Genomic DNA, 16,608 nt, shown 5'->3' with positions numbered 1-16,608 from the left:
CCCGTGCCGGTGTGGATAGGTCCACTTCGCGGCTACCAGTCGACGGTGCCAGCGCAGGAGCGTGCCAGGGGTAACCAGCGGTGTGTCCGCAGCGTCTTGGGCAGCAGCCGGACCAGCCCGGCGAACACAGCCCGGTCGGCCCAGTCCAGACGAGGTTTTGGGTGGCGTAGCACCAGCAACTCGACGTCGTTGGACGCCGACGAGCGGCCAAGCAACACCAGCAGACTCACCAGCCGCAGGAAGATCAGATAGAGCAGACGCAACGCCATGGCTGCCGATCATGCCCTGCACGCCGAGCCTGCCATTGCCCCAGGTCAGAATACATGAGCCGATTTCTGGAACCCCACAACTCCGCGTGTACACGAAGGAGTGCGCCGAACGCGACGAACCAAACCTCAACGCCGTCAAGGTGAGCATCACCGACTTCTACGCGAAAGCCGTGACCATGGCGGACTGCCACCTCCTGCCCTGCCGAGACGGCCAGATCCGCCCCACACCGCCACTGTCAATGCCGCCCCACCTGTCCGGCTACCAGGACGCCATGGCCTGGCTGAGCCGAGAAAACGCGACCTTGCTGGCAGTCATCGACTTCGCCACCCGCAACAAGCTTGCCGACCATGTGCGCTGCCTCGCGCGGGCACTCGACATCTTCCTCGGCCGCAGCGGACAGCTCCACGAACGAGCCGCCGTGCACCGAAGGGCGCTGGAGGTGGCGACCGACGACCACGGACGCCTGGCCATTTTGCCGGCCCTTGCTCGGGCCCTTGCGCGTCTGGGCCGCATTGAAGAGTCCACGATCGTCCTCGACGAGGCCACCGAACTCCTGCCACAAGCGGGCGGTGGCTGCAGTTGTCCTGTCGCCGTCCACCACGGGTACGTCCTCGTGTACGAGCTGCAGCAGCGCTACAGCGACGCATTGCGGCACGCCCTCCGCGCCTGGGAACTCACCCGCGACCAGCCGAACCTGCAACGCCAGGCAGACGCACTCAACGCTGTTCCACGTCAACGCGCGTTACTCGGCTTCCCAGCCGAAGCACTGCCTCTCGTCGAACGAGCGCTCAGGCTGTACCGCGAACTGGGCCGCACAGAGGGCGAAGCCACGGCGCTGAGCACCCTCGGACACACCCACAAACAACTACGCAAATACGATAATTCAATCGCGGCTCATAAACAATCACTGGCCATCGACCGGAAACTCGGATCACGCTATTGGAAGCACACACGCTCGCCCAGATCGGCGACGTGTACGCCCTTCGCAGCGCCCGCGACAAGGCTCTGATAGCCTGGCGGCAGGCGCCTGCGATATTCGACGATCTGCACCACCCCGAGGGCGAATCTGTCCGGGAAAAGCTCGTTCTACTGACCTGACCGGTCGATCCTGAAGTAACCGGCACGGCCGCGCATAGCATGGTAGCCGGCCAGTCACAGGTCAAGCGGACGTCCTGTAATGCCGATGCGCGTGCGTTGACGAGCGGGAAATGCGACTGTCGTACGTGGGGGATTCCAGGTGCGGCGATAGTCAGACCGTGATGCCGGCAAGGGCGCTTCCGACAGTAGGTTCGCTAAAGGTGAAGGGAAGCGATCAGGCGGGTAGTCATGTTGAGGTGTAGTCGGACAGTTTGCAGTAGCTGGTCGATATGATCGACGCCGGCTGTGTCGTCAGCGGCGGCGTATGCGGCGCGTGCCCGTTTCCAGCACCGGATCGCCTTCCCGAGCTGCCCCAAGTCCAGCCGCGCTACGGCCAGGTTTTTCCATGTCCGCCCAGTGAAGACGCCGGCGTACTGGGTGAAGAAGAAGGCCGACCAGGTGGCCGTCGCCACCGAGCTCACCGCGGTGGCCGGCTGGGCCGTCGGACTTATGGAGTCCGTCGGCGGCTCCCGTGCGGCGCTCGTCGTCGGGCTCGACAACCTCTTCCCGCCGCTGCCGAGCGAGCTGGTGCTCCCGCTCGCCGGGTTCGCCGCCGGGCGCGGGCCGCAACCGGCAACGTGGCGCCCGACTCGATTGCCGGAATGTCCGGTTCGACTCGGCCGGGTAGCCCGTCACTGCCGGTCGGGAAGCCCGGCGCCGCCCTGGCGGCCTGGACCTCGCCTCGGCGGTGCGCCCGGACCACGCTGGAATCGACTGAGATGAGTCACTCCGGGTCGCCGACAGCGTCGTCGCCGCCGAGACGCGACTTCAGATCGGCCACGAGATCGTCGTCGCCCAACCGTACCGCCAAGTCCAGAGCCTTCAGCTTTTCGGAGCGCGCGGCAGCGAAGTCCTTCCGCTGTCCGTGGGTTTCGGCCAGCATCATCCGGGCGCGAAGTTCACCTTTGGCATGTCCGGCATCTGCACTGTGCGCGACCGCCTGCCGAAGATATTTCAAGGCCTTGTCCGGATTTCCTGCGAGAAGGTATGTTGTCCCCAGCTTGCACTCGGTAGACGCAAACCCCCGACCTTTCTGCTTTTCCGAAATGACGAGAGCGCCTTCCAGGGTTTCAATGGCGCCGGCAAACTTTCCCTCGGATTGCAGCTGTTCCCCCAATGCTGCCAAGATTACCGACTGCGTCTCTGTGTCCCCTGCCGCCGCGGCTTTAAACATGGCCTCCCCCCATACCGTCGCCGCTCTGCGCTTGTCCCCCGCCGCAGCGGCGGCGTAGCCCTCCCCGATCAGCACGTTCAACGCTGTCGTCGGATCCGAGACTGCCCGGGCGGATCGAGCGGCCTGCCTGCTGTACCGGGCAGCCTCCTCCGGCTTCCCCAGGTTGCTCAGCAGACCGGCGACTGCCGCTTCGACTGTCTGCAGGTTCTTGCGCTCGCCTGCCCGCTCACCCGCCGCCAGGCTTGTCTTCAACAATTCCAGGGACTCCTCGAGCCGCCCCTGGTGCTCGCAATAGGTCCCGAAGACAACACCCAAGAGGGTGACCACGCGATCGTGACTCTTGTCTTGCGCCCATTGGAGGGTCTCAGCCACTCCTGGTTGCTCGGCCTCGCACCAAGACAGGGCCTCCTGCACATTAGCGAACGAGCGACCTTCGTCCGGTAACCCGGTGATCAACGCCATGGCGGACCTGCCGGTGCGCTCGTGGAGGACCAGCAGCCTCTCCCGGGCGGCGTCACGAGCCTCTCCGTCGAGCTCATGAGAACGTTCTCTCGCGTAGAGATGCACCAGGTCGTGGAATTGGTACCATCCGGGTCGGTTCGCCGGTTCCAGAAGCGCGGCGCAACTCAGCCCGCGAAGAGTCCTTCTCGCCGCTCGCCGATCCACATCGGCCAGAACAGCAGCTTTTTCGACGTTCGCCAGCGGCCCGAAACCCAACGCGAGTACGCGAAACATGTGTCGCTGCTCTTCGGCCAACCTTCGATAGGACAGGTCGAACGCGCGCCGCACGGCTTCCACCTCGCCGCTGGCGCCGTCATCACAGGACAGTTCATCAAGGCGTGTTTCGGTGTCACTCAAGTCTTCAGCAATGTCAGCCATCGTTGTCCCTTCGCAGATCGCGAGCAACGCCGCGACGATGCGCAGAGCCAGAGGAAGGTGCCCGCAGAAGCCGATGACTCGCCGGGTCGCGACGGGATCGGACCGGACGACCTCGGCACCGGCCTGCGACACCAGCAGCTCCTCCGCTTCATCGCCGGTCATGACGCCAAGCTCCACGTGCACCGCGTTCAGGAGCCCCAGACGATGTCGACTGGTGACCAAGACCCGATGGGCGGGATCAGCCGGAAGAAGACCGCGGACGACTCCGGCTGATGACGCATTGTCCAGAACGACCAGGGTGGCGCCGTATTCTTCGGCCTGCCGCGCCAGCAAAGTCCGGTATACAGATGTCAGCTCTTCGAGATCGGTCGGAAGCCGGTCCCGTTGGTGTCCCAGCGCATGGATGAACCTGGTGAGAACCGCTTCGGGCTTCTGCGGAACGTCCCGATAGCCTCCCAGGTCAGCGAACAGGACTCCCCCAGGGAACCAGCCATGACCTGCCGCGATGTGCGACACGTGCACAGCCACCGCTGTCTTACCACCGCCGGCCAGTCCCGAGACGACCGCCGGTGTTTCCGTTGCCTGCGGGTCGAGGACGGCCATAATGCGGTCCACCACGGACTCACGACCGACGAAGGCCGGCACCCGAGGTGGCATTTGGAAGGGTCGCGGCGGTTTCCCCTCCTCAAGGTACACATCGCCGTTGTGGACCCCCACCTGGACAACGCGATCTGCGCTTCCACTGAAGACGTTTCGAACCTCGGTCAAGACAAAATCCCATCCAGCGCACGCCCGGCACACGCCGGCTCGGAAATCCCACCCCCGACGAGAATAGCCGCACCGCTCCGTTTGGCCGCCCGACTCGCCGGAACTGGCGGCGAAGGCGGCGCATCCGGCACTCGTCACCGAACAGGAGTTCGTCACCGCGCAGCAGATCCGAGCCGCGCGACCAACCACCGACGGCCGAGCTCGCCGATTCGCGCTCGCGGGCCTGATCCGCTGTGGCGTTTGCGACCGCCGGTTGGACTCACACTGGAACCACGGACGCCCGACCTACAGGTGCCGCCACGGCTACACCAGCACCCAACGCGCGGGGCAGCCGCGGCCGAAGACGCTGTACATCCGAGAGGACTACCTCGTCGACAAGATCAGCATCCGACTCGGGCATGAAGGCAACGACGGCCACGCCCACACCGGAGCTTGATCGGCCACGTCGCAGAAGTGTGGCAGCGGCGCTGCGTGACTCAGGAAAGATCATCGTCTATGACGGCGCCGAAGGGCGACTGCAGGAGATCGATTCGAGCTGAGCTACGATCGCCCCAGCTTCAACATCGCGTTCCGCGATCCGTGGGGTAATTGAGTGTCCGAGACCGAGTTGATCTATAACCCCACCCTGAAGTTCGCCGCCGACCTGCAGTTGCCGTGACCGTCGATCAAGTGAACCGGCCGACGGGATATGACTGGTATGGAACAGCCGTCCGGTCCACCGGTGCAGGCACGTGCGACATCGTTCACCTGGCGGGCGCCGGGCACATCACGTGAATGCGCGATCCTCGGAGCGGCCCGCGCCACGGTCGGCCGCCCGTGCTTCAGTTCCGCTGCTGCGGCGGCACGTATTCGAACGTCGGGCCGCGGTCGTCTTCCCGTCGCCGGCGGGCATCTTCATCAGCGCCAGCGCCTGCTTGCGCAGCGCGAACATCGTGCCGACCGCGTCCATCATCCCGCCAAGACCGTGCTCACCGACGTCGGTCCCATCCAGATCGACGTGCGAGCCGGCTCGCTCCAGATCCACCGCCATCGATCCCCGACGAGTGCCGCCGCGCGCTTGGCCCAGCTCGCGATGGCACAGCAACGCATGATCGCGTTGCAAGACGAACTCTCCCAGGCGAAACAGCACAGCAGGCTGGGGAAACGGGAGATGACCTCAGACTGACCCCCGAGCACTTGAGGACCTGGACCGGACTGACCGGGACGTCAACGACTGGCCGCCGAGCTTTCCTCGGCGCGCCACGAGATCCGGACTCTGAAGGGCAAGCTTGCCGCCGCGACCGCTCCCGCGCATCCCGCAAGTGATCCCGCATTGGATCTCGTCGAACGTGAGCTGCGCAAACTCGACCTCGACGGGACAAAATTCGGCATGATCCTACGCCAAGCGCTCGACGAGCCCACTGATCCCCTACTTGGACATCAGCGTCGCGGCGCTGGCAGTCATCCGTCCAAAGAAGACTGCGAGAAGACCGGCCTTCCCTCGAACCATGTCTGAACGATCTCCGTCTCAGCGAGCTCGACAGGCTTGACGGCGAACGGGTCCCGGTCGAGCACCACGAAGTCGGCCGACTTGCCTGCCAACAGGGTGCCGATCTCGTCCGCGAGGCCAAGGGCAGCGGCGCCGCTCGCCGTGTAGGCGTCCAGGGCTTCGCGCACCGTGATGGCCTGCTCGGGCCACAGCGTTCCGGGATGCGTGCCGTACGGGTTCGCCCGCGTCGCGAGCCCGGCGATCGCGGGCCACGGGTTCGGATCGGGGGCTACCGGCCAGTCCGAGCCGCACGCGAGGCGTGCCCCCGCATCGAGGAGCGAGCGGTTGGGATGAACCCGGGTGGACCAGGAGGCGGGCAGGATCGAGCGCATGACGTCGACGATGTCGCAGGGGAACCACAACGGCGGGGATATCTCCGCGACCACGTCGAGCGGGGCGAACCGGGGAATGTCTTCGTCGGCGACGTACTGACCGTGGGCGACGTGGACGATCGCCGACACACCGGAGGCCCGCACCGCCTCGACGGCGTCGAGCACCTGGCGAACCGCCGCCGAGCCGGTGCAGTGCACCTTGACGCCGAGCCCTTCGCTATCTGCACGGTGGAGCCAGTTCTCCAGTGTCTCGTGGTCCATCACCGTCGCGCCGCGGAAGCACTGGCCGTGGTCCGCACTCGGTGCGTACGGGTCGAGGAACGCCGCGGTGTAGGTCGGCGGGATACCGTCGAGGAACACCTTGGCGAAATCGGGCCGGTGGTGCCGGGTGCGAGTCTGCTCGCGCACGGCGAACAGCTCGGCTCCGAGCTTCTCCGCACCGATGACGAAGTCGTTGACCAGCATGGCCGAGACGGCCCACCCGTTCAGGCGGTGGTCTTCGTCCAGCCTGGCCAGTCCGCGCAGCACGCCCTCGGTGGCACCGGCGTCGAGGAACGCGGTGATGCCCCGCGAGTTCATGAGCTCGACGCCGCGTGCCGAGCACGCCGCCCAGAACTCCGGGTCGGCATCCGTCGCTTGCGCGAAGGCCTTCTGGACGAGCGCTCCCGCGGCCTCGACCAGCACGCCTGTCGGTTCGCCATCGGCCCGGCGGAGCACGGAGCCGCCTTCCGGATCCGGCGTGCCGATCCCGATTCCGCTCGCCGCCATCGCCGCGGTGTTCGCCCACTTGTTGTGGTGCGAGTCGTCGGTCAGCAGCACCTTCTTGCCGGCCGACACGGCGTCGAGCGCCTCGAGCGCCGCCGGGTCGTTGAGCGCATCGAGCAGCCCGACGCCCCAGGTGCCGCCGGTGACCCACTCCTGGTCCGGGTGCACGGCCACCCAGGCACGAACGGCTTCGACGATCTCCGCGACCGTGGCCGTGCTGGGGAACCGAACTTCGAAGAGTTCGGCCCGGCCCGCGAGCGCGTGGTGGTTGTGGGCGTCGACGAGCCCGGGGACGACCGGTGCCCCGTCGAGGTCGACGACCTGCGTCTCGGAGCCGATCAGCTTGCCGATGGTCTCGTCATCGCCGACCGCGACCAGCCGTCCACCGGAGACGGCGAAAGCTTCGGCCGGTGCGGCACCAGGAACCATCGTGTGCACGATCGCGTTCCGCACGACGAGTTCGGCAGGGACAGTCACGACAGGCCTCCGCTCAGTTCGACCTTGGCCCGCATCCTTGCGGGTGCCGTCTCCGGGAGCATGAGCAGGCAGACGAGCGAGACCGCGAGCACCGCGGCGAGGTAGTAGCCGACGTTCGACGCGTTGCCCGTACCGGCGACGATCCGGTTGGCGATCACGGGAGCGGTGCCGCCACCGAGGACCGCGCCCGTCTGGAACGCGATACCCATGCCCGTCTGTCGCTGCTCACGGGGGAACAACTCGGTGAGATAGGTGTACATGGGGCCGAACAGCAGGCCCGTCGCGAAGAATCCGAGGATGATCGCAGCGTCCATCGAAGCCACCGTGCCGTGCTCGGCGAGGGGGAAGATGACCAGCGCGGCGGCGATCGAGACGATCGTGCCCGCGATCATCACCGGACGCCGGCCGACCCGGTCGGACAAGTGCGCGCTCAGCACGTTCGCCACGCCGTGCAGCAGCAACCCGGCGATGCTACCGAAGATGATCGGCTGGCGTGGCAGCGCGAGACCGTCCGGTGCCGGGGCGGTGGCATACGAAAGCATGTAGATCGACAGGGTGAACGCGATGGCGTTGATTCCGATGCTGAGCCCGGCCGCGAGGAGCAACCGCCGCCAGTGGTCACGGAAGACCTGCACCACGGGTACTTGCCGCCGGACGACGGACTTCTCCTCCCGCATCATCTCCTGGAACACCGGGCTTTCCGCCACTCCCTTCCGCATCCACAGGCCGAGCAGCAGCACTACTCCGCCGAACAGGAACGGCACGCGCCAAGCCCAATCCCGGACGCTGTCCGGAGGCGCCAGCAGCACCAATGCGAAAGCCACGTTAGCCAGGATCGTGCCGGCCGGAGCCCCGAGTGCGGTGAAAACACCGTATCGTGCGCGTTTCTCCGGGGGTGCGTGCTCGATCGCCAGCACGGCGGCTCCCCCGCTCTCACCGCCACCGGTGAGTCCGTGGACGAGACGCAGCACCACGAGCGCTATCGGCGCCGCGACGCCGATCTGCGCGTACGTGGGCAGCAGCCCCATCACGACCGTGGCCGCCCCCATACCCATGAAGGTGAGGAGCAACGCGCGCCGCCGCCCGTAACGGTCACCGATCCACCCGAACAGCAGCGCACCGATCGGGCCCATGAGGAAGCCGATCCCGAAGGTGGCCAACCCCATGAAGGCCGCGAACCAGGCGTCGTCCGCCCGGAAGAAGGTGTCCGTGAACACCAGCGCGGTCGCTGTGCCGTAAATCGCGAAGTCGTAGAACTCGAGCGAAGTGCCTACGCCGCTGGCGAAGGCGATCCGCGCCAAACTGGATTTGCGCTCTGGAGCGACATTGCTCATAGTCAGGCAATGTAGGTAGCCGTCCGGACCGTCTCCAGTGGAGACTTCCCCGACGCGCCTGAAGGAATCCCGTACGGCCGGCCGTCAGCCGCGGTGGGCTTTCCCGGCCGCGGCGTAGGTTTCGAGCAGCTTGCGCAGGACCTTCACAGCGTGCTCGGTCCGCGTGGTGTCGGCGAAAGCGGTCTGCTGGAAGACCAGGCCGTCCAGAGCGGCGCAGACCAGGTCGGTCAGGTCCGGGTCGTCGAGGCCGTGGCGGGCGAGCTCCTGGTGGGTGGCGACGCGGTAGGACTCGTTGACGCGGCGGACGGTGTCCCGCAGTTCCGGTCGGCGGCGGGCCTCCAGCATCAGCTCGTACTGGAACGCCTGCGCGTCGGGATCGGCCACGACCAGGGACACGAGCCCGCGGGCGAAGCCGTCGAAGCCGGGCAGGTCCGACGTCAGCTCCGTGCCCTCGATGCTGCGCTCGACGCAGTACACCAGCGCCTCTTCGATGAGCGTCGCGCGGTCGCCGAAGTGGTACCGGACGGAGCCGTGCGTGACCCCCGCCTCGGCCGCCACCGCACGGTAGGTCAGTCCCCGCAGTCCCTGGGTCGCGACGATCCGGATCGTCGCCTCCAAGAGGGCCTGCCGGCCGCTCCCGTACGCCACTCCGCTCATCGTGCCCTTCCCGACGCTCGTCCAGGACAAGCGTAACGGCGGGCCGCCGGGAGGTGCCGGTCAGTACAGTTCGATCTTCAGCCGTTCACCGACCGCGCGGGAGACGCACAGCGCCATCCGGTCGCCGGCCGCCTTCTCCGCCGCGGAGAGGCACTGGTCGCGGTGGTCGGGGACGCCGTCCAGGACCCCGGAGACGCAGGAGCCGCAGATCCCCTCTTCGCAGGACTTGAACACGTCGATGCCGTTCTCGGTCAGCACCGCGAGGATGGACTTGCCGGCGGGGACATCGAAGACCTCACCGGTGTCGAGCTCGACGGTCAGGGGCCGATCCTGGCCGGTGTCGGCTTCGGTGGCCACGAAGTGCTCGATGTGGACCTGTCCCTCCCCCACGACGGGGGCGAACACGGCCGAGACCTGCGCCATGAACCCGTCCGGCCCGCACGTGTAGACGTGACTCGCCGAGGTGAGCCGGGACGCGGCCGCTTCGAGCAGCGTGGGCTGCTCGACCCGGGGCACCCCGAAGTGCGGCCGCACCCGGTTCCGGAACGCGACGCGGTGTTCCAGCAGATCGGCGAACGCCGCTTCGTCACGCTTTCGGGCGAAGTAGTGCAGCTCGAACTCCTGGTCACGCCGATGCAGCTCGTGAGCCATGCTCAAGAGCGGCGTAATCCCGATCCCGCCGGCGACGAGGACGTGGCGATCCGCCTCCTCGGCCAGGCGCAGCAGGTTCCGCGGTGCGCCGATCTCCAGCGTGTCGCCCGGTTCGACGGTGTGCAGGGCCGCCGAGCCCCCTCGCGAGGCAGACTCGAGCTTGACCGCGATGAGCAGCGACGTGAGGTCCTCGGGCGGGCTGCACACCGAGTACTGCCGGAGCACGCCGGTCGGCCCCTTGACGTCGATGTGCGCCCCGGCCTCGTACCGGTCGAACGGCTTGCCGTCGTCGCGGACCAGGCGCAGGCCGCGGACACCTGCGGCTTCCTCGGTGACCTCCGCGACGCGGACCTTGAGGACCGTCATCGCAGGTACAGCCCGCCGTTGGCGTCCCAGCAGGCGCCGGTGACCGACGCGGCTTCCGGAGACACGAGCAGGGCGACCATCCGGGCGATGAACGCCGGGTCGCCGAGCCGGCCCACCGGGACGTTCTTCACGTAGCCCTCGAGGTTGTCCTCGCCGATGAGCGAACGCACCACCGGGCTGTCCTGCGGGCCGGGCGAGACGGCGTTCACCGTCACTCCCCGCGACGCCAGTTCCCGAGCGAACACCTTGGTCGCGGTCAGGATCGCCCCTTTTGACGACGCGTAGTGCCCGCCGGTCGCGGTCCCGCCGTTCTGCCCGGCCAGGGACGCCATGTTGACGATGCGCCCGTAGCCGCGCTCGGCGAGGTGGGCGCCGAAGACCTGGCAGGCGGTGAACGTCCCGCCGAAGTTGGTCTTCATGACGGCTTCGAGTTCGTCGGGCGTGATGTCGAAAACCGGCCTGGCCTGGGTGCGGGCGGCGTTGTTGACGAGGATGTGCACGGCGCCGAAATCGGCCAGCACCGCCGCCAGCAGGCGCTCCAGGGCGGCGCGGTCGCCCACGTCGGCCGCATACCCCCTCCCGCGGTGGCCGAGTTCCTTGGCCAGGGCGTCGGCCGCGGAGCCGTCGAGGTCGGCGATGGCGATCCGGTAGCCGTCGGCGTGCAGGCGGCGCACGATCGCCTCGCCGAGCCCGTTCGCCCCGCCCGTGACCACCGCGACCTGCCCGGCGCTCACAGCAGGAACCCCGCGGCCGGGACGACCTCGTCGCAGTCGACGAGCCGGATCACCTTCTGCACGATCCGGTCCCCCTCGCCCGACAACCGGATCCGGTGGACGAGGTCGCCCGCCCAGATGTCGTGGTGGCCGCGCTTGTACGCGACGAGGACCTGCGCGGAGCGGACGACGACGTCGGTGTCCGAAACGGACTCGGCGACGAACCGGGAAACGGTCCGGACGGTCCGGGCCGCGTCGACCGCCGCGATGGCGTAGCCCTCGGTCATGCGCGTGACGCGCATCCGGCGCATCCGGGCGTCGTCGTAGACCATGTTCAGGGTGCCCGCGAAGTCTTCGGTGTCCGGGTCGACGGGGATGACGTAAAACCCGTCTTCGGTGTAGAGCCCGTTCCAGGCCTCGTATTCCTTGCGGTCGAGCAGCTCGGCTTCGCGCCAGATCAGCTCGATCGCCCGCTGCACCCGGGGGTCGGCGGAAACCGGGGTCACGGCGGTTGCCTCAGTCATCGTGCATCATCCGCTTCCACTGCTGGTAGGCCGCGCGCATGCCGGTCTCGTCGGTGACGTGCGAGGTCGGCCAGCCTTCGGGACTCGTCTTTTCCCGCGCCAGGCCGCGGTTGACCAGGATCGGCATCTCGGGAACGGCCCGGGCGCCGCGCTGAACGCGGTCCCAGCCCTCGGCGTCGTCGGGGGTACCGAAGCCGAAGGGGCCCTGGAAGTGCTCGTGGATGCGCAGCCGCTCCCGATTCACCGGGTCGACGATCCCGGCGGGCCCGTCCGGGCCGAGTGCGATGTGTTCGATCTCCGTCTCGTCGACCGAGATCGGGCGCAGCACCCGGAGGAACGAGATCGACATCGACACGTTCGGGAACAGGTTGAGGTTGGAGCCGGTCCCGTGCATGGCCCGGACCAGCTTGCGGATCGCGGCCTCGTCCAGGCCTTGCTGCTTCAGCTCCGCGACGAGCCCGTCGAACCGCGGTTGCAGCGGCTCGGTGCCGTCGTCGGCGTCCAGGTCGGCGTGGTCGGGCACCATGACGCTCACGCTGTGGCCGTTGCCCAGGTGGTGGGTGATGGCCGCGGGGTCGGTCATGAACGACATCATGTCCGCGGTTTCGGCGTCGACGGACGCCATCCAGGAGCGGTGCACGATCGGGAAGTGGTAGCCGTCGGTGGTGTTCTCCAGCTGGATCTTCCAGTTGCCGCGGAACCTGAACCGGTGCCGGCCGAGCACCTTGACCGGGTAACCGCCGCCCTGCTTGAAGAACCGCTCGATCCACAGCCGGGCGTCCCCCAAGAACTCCTCGAGGGGTTCGATGTCCTCGGCGAACGTCGCGAAGATCATGCCGTGGAAGCTTTCGGTGCGCAGCTTCCGCAGGGAAAGCTCCCTCTTGTCCAGCACCCCTTCGTAGCCGTCGGGGTAGGGGACGCCGCGCAGCGTGCCGTCGAGGCCGTAGGACCAGGCGTGGTACGGACAGGTGAACCCGTTCGCCTGCCCGTACGGCTTCTCGCAGAGGCTCGCGCCGCGGTGTCGGCAGCGGTTGACCATCGTGTGGACGTTCCCCCTGCGGTCTCGGGTCACCACCACCGGCTGCCGGCCGACGAACGTCGACTTGAACGTCCCGGGCCGGGGCAGCTCACTGTCGTGGGCGACCCACACCCAGGTCCGTTCGAAGATCTTCGTCAGCTCCTGCTCGAAGATCTCCGGATCGGTGTACAGGCGGCCGGCGACGCGGTCTTCGCGGACGAGGTCCGCGGGCGCGCTCGCCACGATGTTGTCGGTCATGATCCTCCGTCCGGAGTCAGTCGGGCAGCTCGACGTCTTCGCGCACGGTGAGCGCGCGGCCCATGCGGGCTTCGACCTTGGCGAACCGCCACAGCTTGGCTTCACCGTCACCCACCGGGGTGGTGCGGAAGAGGTTGCAGGCGGCCTTGACGGTCTCCTGGCTGTCGACGTCGGCCAGGAGGTAGCAGGTCCACGGCCAGCCGTCCGACGGTCCGACCAGGTGGGCGTCGTCGTCGAAGTCGGCAATGAAGTCCACACCTGGCAACGCCTTGAGACTGTCCATCATGGACACAGTCGCCTTCCACATGTGCCCGATCGTGATGCCGCCGAACGGCAGGTCGAAGAAGTTCTGGTTGATGCCGATGCAGAAGAGCACGCGCATCCGGTCTCCTTGGGTCGGGTGGTGGTCAGCGGAAGCCGGGGGTCGTGGGCGGCAGTCCCATCAGGACGGCACCGGCCGCGTCGAAGACCGACGGGCCCAGGAACGCGTGCTGCTTGGGCACGAGCGCGTCGCCGGCCAGGTCCTGCAGCGGGTGTCCGATGTGGATCGGCGCGGTCCCCGAGATCTCGACCAGCCTGCCGACGACGTCGGAGCACACCTTGGCGAGGTGGGCCGAGGCGAGCCGCAGTTCGGCGTTGTGCGCGTCGGTGGCGGGACGTCCGGCCAGGACCTCCTGCCACACCTCGTCGCTCAGGTCGTAGAACCACGCTCGCGCCGACCGGAACTCCGCTTCGGCCCGGGCGACCTCGATGCGGTAGTACGGCCGCTCGGCGAGCTTCGGCGCGCCGGTCACCCCGGCGTACCCCCCGCCGACATCCTTCGCGTAGTCGAGCGCGGCGCGGGCAACACCGGCACTGACCACCGAGAGCACCTGCGAGGCGTAGGCGAGCGCCGGATAGTGGTAGAGCGGTTCGTCCACTGTGGGCTCGCCGCCTCGGATGAACGTCCATTCGCGAGGGACCTCGACGCCACGCACGACGACGTCGAACGAACCGGTGCCGCGCATGCCGACGACGTCCCAGTCCTGGACGATCTCGCACTGGTCGGGGCGCAGCAGCGCCGTGCGGGGCTTGCCGGCGGTGTCGGCGTCGCCGGCGAGCCCGACGCCGAGCACGTCGGCGCCCATGCACCCGCTCGCGAACTTCCAGCGTCCGTCGACCAGGTAACCGCGTTCGGTGGGCGCGGCGGTCTGCATGGGGAACAGCCCACCGGCGAAAGCGACGTCCGGCCCGTCGCGGTACAGCTCGGCCTGCGTTTCCAGGGGCAGCGCGGCCAGGTAGATCAGCGAAGAGCCGAAGCTGGCGACCCAGCCGGTCGAACCGTCGACCGCCGAGATCCGCTCGATGCGGTCCAGGAACTCGGCGGGCGGCAGCGGCTCTCCGCCGAACTTCGCCGGGGTCGCGGCGCGGTAGAGGCCGAGTTGCTTGAGCCGGGCGATGAAGTCCTTCGGCACGTACCGCTGCTCGCGGAACTCGAGCCTCCGCTCGGCGAGTTCGGCGAGCATGCCCGCGAACTCGTTCGTGTGCGCCATCGCGCCTCCTCGTCGTCGCAGCTTGCTCTTCGAAAGTAGGAGCCGGGCGGGGCGGGCGAAATTGGTAGTGCCCACGCCCGGCGTAGGGGATTTCTTCAGCGCGCGGCGGCGCCGGCGGGCTTACGCTGGGCCGATGCAGGTGGATCCCCGTGCCCCCGAGCTGGTCGCCGGCGACTTCGTCGCGATGATGCACGCCAGCCGCATGTGCGTGCTCGTGCACGACGCGGGCACCAAGCGGATCCTGTGGGCCAACCCGGCCGCGAGCGAGCTGCTGGGCTGGAGCGTCAGCGAGCTGCGGCCGCTCAAGGCCAACGACATGAGCAGCTCGGCACAGCAGTACGACCGCGTCATCGGCCGGGCGTTGCTGCAGGAAGCCGTCGAGAAGGGCACCTGCCGGTACGAGTGGCACTACCGCAGCCGGTCGGGCCGGGTGATCCCCACGGACGTCCACGCGGTCCGCGTCGAGCTGGCCCAGGGCCCGGCGGTGATGGTGCAGTTCCGCGACATCGAACGCGAACAGGAGATCGAGCAGCGGTTGCGGCTGACCACGTCCTACGTCGACGCGCTCGCGCACCACACCTCCACGGTCGCGCTGATGCTCGATCGGACCGGTCTCGTGCGGTTCGCCACCGACACCGCACTCGCCCTCCTGGGCGCGGACCCGGCCGGCGAACTCGGCCCGCTGGAACGCCACGGGACGCTGCGGCTCGGTGGCCGTCCGTCCACTTGGGACGAGGTCCGCGACCGCGCCGTCCCGGTCACCGCGGTGCAGCTGGCGGTCCGGGGCGACGCCGATCCGGTGTGGCTGGAGGGCAGCCTCGAACGGCTCAGAGACGTCGACGACGCGTGGCTGATGCTCCTGCACGACGTGTCCGGGCGCGTGCACGAGGAGGTACGGCGGGAGCGTGAGCTGCAGCGGGAGAACTACCTCGCGCGCTACACGGCGATGGGCGACATGGCGATGGCGATCGCGCACGAGCTCGGCCAGCCCCTCGCCGCGGCCGGGAACTTCCTCGGCGGCGCCACCCGGCACGCCGAGGCCCTGACCGCCGCGGGCGAGCTGTCCCCGACCGCGGCCGAGCCGCTCACCTTCGGGATCGGGAGCGCCGTGCGGCAGATCGACCGCGCCAGCACGATCGTGAGCGCGGTGCGCGCCTTCGTCGGGCACCTCGAGCACGTCCGGCAGGTCGCGGACCTGGGCGGGATCCTCGCCGAGTGCCTGTACTTCGTCCGCCTGCGTGCCGACGCGGCCGGGGTGGAGATCGTCGTGCGGGAGCATCCGGAGCCCGTGCCGGTGCGGTGCGAGCGCGTGCTCACCGGGCAGGTGCTGCTGAACCTGTGCTTCAACGCCATCGACGAGCTGGCCGCGCGCCCGCCGGAAGACCGGCGGATGGTGCTGACGACCACCATCGAGGGCGACGAGGGCGTGCTCACCGTGGACGACCAGGGGCGCGGCCTGCCGCACGACCCGTTCGCCCAGTCGTTCACGGCCAAGGAGCGCGGCAGCGGGATCGGGCTGGCCCTGTCCTACCGGATCATCACGCGCCAGCACGGCCGCATCTGGGCGCAACGGCGGCCGGAAGGCGGTTCGCGGTTCGGCTTCGCGCTGCCGCTCGCTAGGGGAAACCCTTAGCCGGAGCGGGAGAACTCTCAATACCGGCCCGGTTCGACGTGCGGTTACGGTCGAACCCTGTCCAGCAACGGGAGGAAGCGTGACCGAACTGACCCGGACGCAGCGGGACTTCCGCGCCGCGATGGCCAACCTGTCCGCCGCGGTCAACGTGATCACCACCGACGGCCCGTACGGCAAGGCCGGGATGACCGTCAGCGCCGCGTGCTCGGTGACGGACTCGCCGCCGACGATGCTCGTCTGCGTCAACCGGTCGAGCCGCTCGCACGCCGTGCTCGTCGGGAACGGCCGGATCGCGGTCAACGTCCTCGGCGCGGGCCACGAGGAGCTTGCCCGGCACTTCGCCGGCGCGACTCGGGTGCCCACCGAGGAGCGGTTCGCCGACGGCCCGTGGGACACCGACACCCACGGCGTCCCGCTGCTGGCCGGCGCCCCCGCGTCGGTGGTCGGCCGGATCGTCGCCGATCAGGAGCTCGGGTCCCACTCGGTGCTGTTCGTCGAGGTCGAGGCGGTGGCCAGCAGCTCCGAGCACGGCGCGCTCGTGTACTTCCAGCGCCGGTTCCACAGCCTGAGCACGCCGGCCGCCTGAGCGGGG

Annotated in this window: 17 protein-coding genes and 1 pseudogene; 5 read left to right on the top strand and 13 right to left on the bottom strand. The window is 68.3% G+C overall.

Features of this window, described 5'->3' with window-relative positions; translation table 11 throughout:
- Positions 1–32: 32 nt before the first annotated feature.
- Positions 33–269 (bottom strand): hypothetical protein, encoded by a 237-nt coding sequence (locus ACFVYA_RS35200; protein ID WP_387051193.1) that lies wholly within the window; start codon positions 267–269, stop codon positions 33–35.
- A gap of 86 nt (positions 270–355) precedes the next feature.
- On the opposite strand from ACFVYA_RS35200, the gene ACFVYA_RS35195 reads away from it, so the two are divergent.
- On the top strand, positions 356–1,279 hold the full coding sequence (locus tag ACFVYA_RS35195) for a tetratricopeptide repeat protein (protein ID WP_387051191.1): 924 nt from the start codon (positions 356–358) through the stop codon (positions 1,277–1,279).
- Between the two features lie 283 nt (positions 1,280–1,562).
- On the opposite strand, the gene ACFVYA_RS35190 is transcribed toward ACFVYA_RS35195, so the two are convergent.
- On the bottom strand, positions 1,563–1,820 hold the full coding sequence (locus ACFVYA_RS35190; RefSeq protein WP_387051197.1) for a hypothetical protein: 258 nt from the start codon (positions 1,818–1,820) through the stop codon (positions 1,563–1,565).
- Between ACFVYA_RS35190 and ACFVYA_RS35185 the strand changes: the two are divergent.
- A pseudogene (locus ACFVYA_RS35185) lies at positions 1,807–1,971 on the top strand (DedA family protein); the annotation flags it as partial. The gene ACFVYA_RS35190 and the pseudogene ACFVYA_RS35185 overlap by 14 nt on opposite strands.
- 160 nt (positions 1,972–2,131) lie before the next feature.
- Here ACFVYA_RS35185 and ACFVYA_RS35180 read toward each other — a convergent pair.
- On the bottom strand, positions 2,132–4,105 hold the full coding sequence (locus tag ACFVYA_RS35180) for a tetratricopeptide repeat protein (protein ID WP_387051189.1): 1,974 nt from the start codon (positions 4,103–4,105) through the stop codon (positions 2,132–2,134).
- 376 nt (positions 4,106–4,481) lie between these two features.
- On the opposite strand from ACFVYA_RS35180, the gene ACFVYA_RS35175 reads away from it, so the two are divergent.
- The gene (locus tag ACFVYA_RS35175; RefSeq protein WP_387051188.1) at positions 4,482–4,664 is read left to right on the top strand and encodes a hypothetical protein; all 183 of its coding nucleotides are present in this window, start codon (positions 4,482–4,484) and stop codon (positions 4,662–4,664) included.
- Between the two features lie 330 nt (positions 4,665–4,994).
- Here ACFVYA_RS35175 and ACFVYA_RS35170 read toward each other — a convergent pair whose 3' ends face one another.
- The 10 genes from ACFVYA_RS35170 to ACFVYA_RS35125 all read right to left on the bottom strand — a co-directional run bounded on the left by ACFVYA_RS35170 (position 4,995) and on the right by ACFVYA_RS35125 (position 14,383).
- Complete coding sequence (locus ACFVYA_RS35170; RefSeq protein ID WP_387051187.1) at positions 4,995–5,357, bottom strand: hypothetical protein; 363 nt, start codon at positions 5,355–5,357, stop codon at positions 4,995–4,997.
- 311 nt (positions 5,358–5,668) lie between these two features.
- A complete protein-coding gene (locus tag ACFVYA_RS35165; RefSeq protein WP_387051186.1) occupies positions 5,669–7,330 on the bottom strand; it encodes an amidohydrolase in 1,662 nt (553 codons plus the stop codon).
- Positions 7,327–8,664 (bottom strand): MFS transporter, encoded by a 1,338-nt coding sequence (locus tag ACFVYA_RS35160; protein ID WP_387051184.1) that lies wholly within the window; start codon positions 8,662–8,664, stop codon positions 7,327–7,329. Before ACFVYA_RS35160 ends, ACFVYA_RS35165 begins: the two co-directional genes overlap by 4 nt.
- Positions 8,665–8,748: 84 nt before the next feature.
- Positions 8,749–9,321: a TetR family transcriptional regulator gene (locus ACFVYA_RS35155; protein WP_360166900.1), complete on the bottom strand. Its 573-nt coding sequence runs from the start codon at positions 9,319–9,321 to the stop codon at positions 8,749–8,751.
- A gap of 60 nt (positions 9,322–9,381) precedes the next feature.
- Positions 9,382–10,338: a PDR/VanB family oxidoreductase gene (locus ACFVYA_RS35150; RefSeq protein WP_387051181.1), complete on the bottom strand. Its 957-nt coding sequence runs from the start codon at positions 10,336–10,338 to the stop codon at positions 9,382–9,384.
- A complete protein-coding gene (locus ACFVYA_RS35145; RefSeq protein ID WP_387051179.1) occupies positions 10,335–11,072 on the bottom strand; it encodes an SDR family NAD(P)-dependent oxidoreductase in 738 nt (245 codons plus the stop codon). The genes ACFVYA_RS35150 and ACFVYA_RS35145 overlap by 4 nt, the downstream gene beginning before the upstream one ends.
- A complete protein-coding gene (locus ACFVYA_RS35140; RefSeq protein ID WP_387051177.1) occupies positions 11,069–11,575 on the bottom strand; it encodes an aromatic-ring-hydroxylating dioxygenase subunit beta in 507 nt (168 codons plus the stop codon). Before ACFVYA_RS35140 ends, ACFVYA_RS35145 begins: the two co-directional genes overlap by 4 nt.
- Complete coding sequence (locus ACFVYA_RS35135) at positions 11,568–12,851, bottom strand: Rieske 2Fe-2S domain-containing protein (RefSeq protein ID WP_387051173.1); 1,284 nt, start codon at positions 12,849–12,851, stop codon at positions 11,568–11,570. The genes ACFVYA_RS35140 and ACFVYA_RS35135 overlap by 8 nt, the downstream gene beginning before the upstream one ends.
- A 16-nt stretch (positions 12,852–12,867) precedes the next feature.
- Entirely contained in the window at positions 12,868–13,233 is a 366-nt protein-coding gene (locus ACFVYA_RS35130) for a hypothetical protein (RefSeq protein ID WP_387051171.1), read from the bottom strand.
- 25 nt (positions 13,234–13,258) lie between these two features.
- On the bottom strand, positions 13,259–14,383 hold the full coding sequence (locus ACFVYA_RS35125; protein ID WP_387051169.1) for an acyl-CoA dehydrogenase family protein: 1,125 nt from the start codon (positions 14,381–14,383) through the stop codon (positions 13,259–13,261).
- 133 nt (positions 14,384–14,516) lie between these two features.
- On the opposite strand from ACFVYA_RS35125, the gene ACFVYA_RS35120 reads away from it, so the two are divergent.
- Together ACFVYA_RS35120 and ACFVYA_RS35115 are read left to right on the top strand one after the other, a co-directional pair.
- Complete coding sequence (locus ACFVYA_RS35120; protein WP_387051167.1) at positions 14,517–16,016, top strand: ATP-binding protein; 1,500 nt, start codon at positions 14,517–14,519, stop codon at positions 16,014–16,016.
- Positions 16,017–16,095: 79 nt separating this feature from the next.
- Complete coding sequence (locus ACFVYA_RS35115) at positions 16,096–16,602, top strand: flavin reductase (RefSeq protein WP_360166877.1); 507 nt, start codon at positions 16,096–16,098, stop codon at positions 16,600–16,602.
- The last annotated feature ends 6 nt before the right edge of the window (positions 16,603–16,608 follow it).

Source organism: Amycolatopsis sp. NPDC058278, from assembly GCF_042881395.1.
In the GTDB taxonomy this organism is placed as follows: Bacteria; Actinomycetota; Actinomycetes; order Mycobacteriales; family Pseudonocardiaceae; genus Amycolatopsis.
This window is presented reverse-complemented; position numbering and strand designations above follow the sequence as displayed.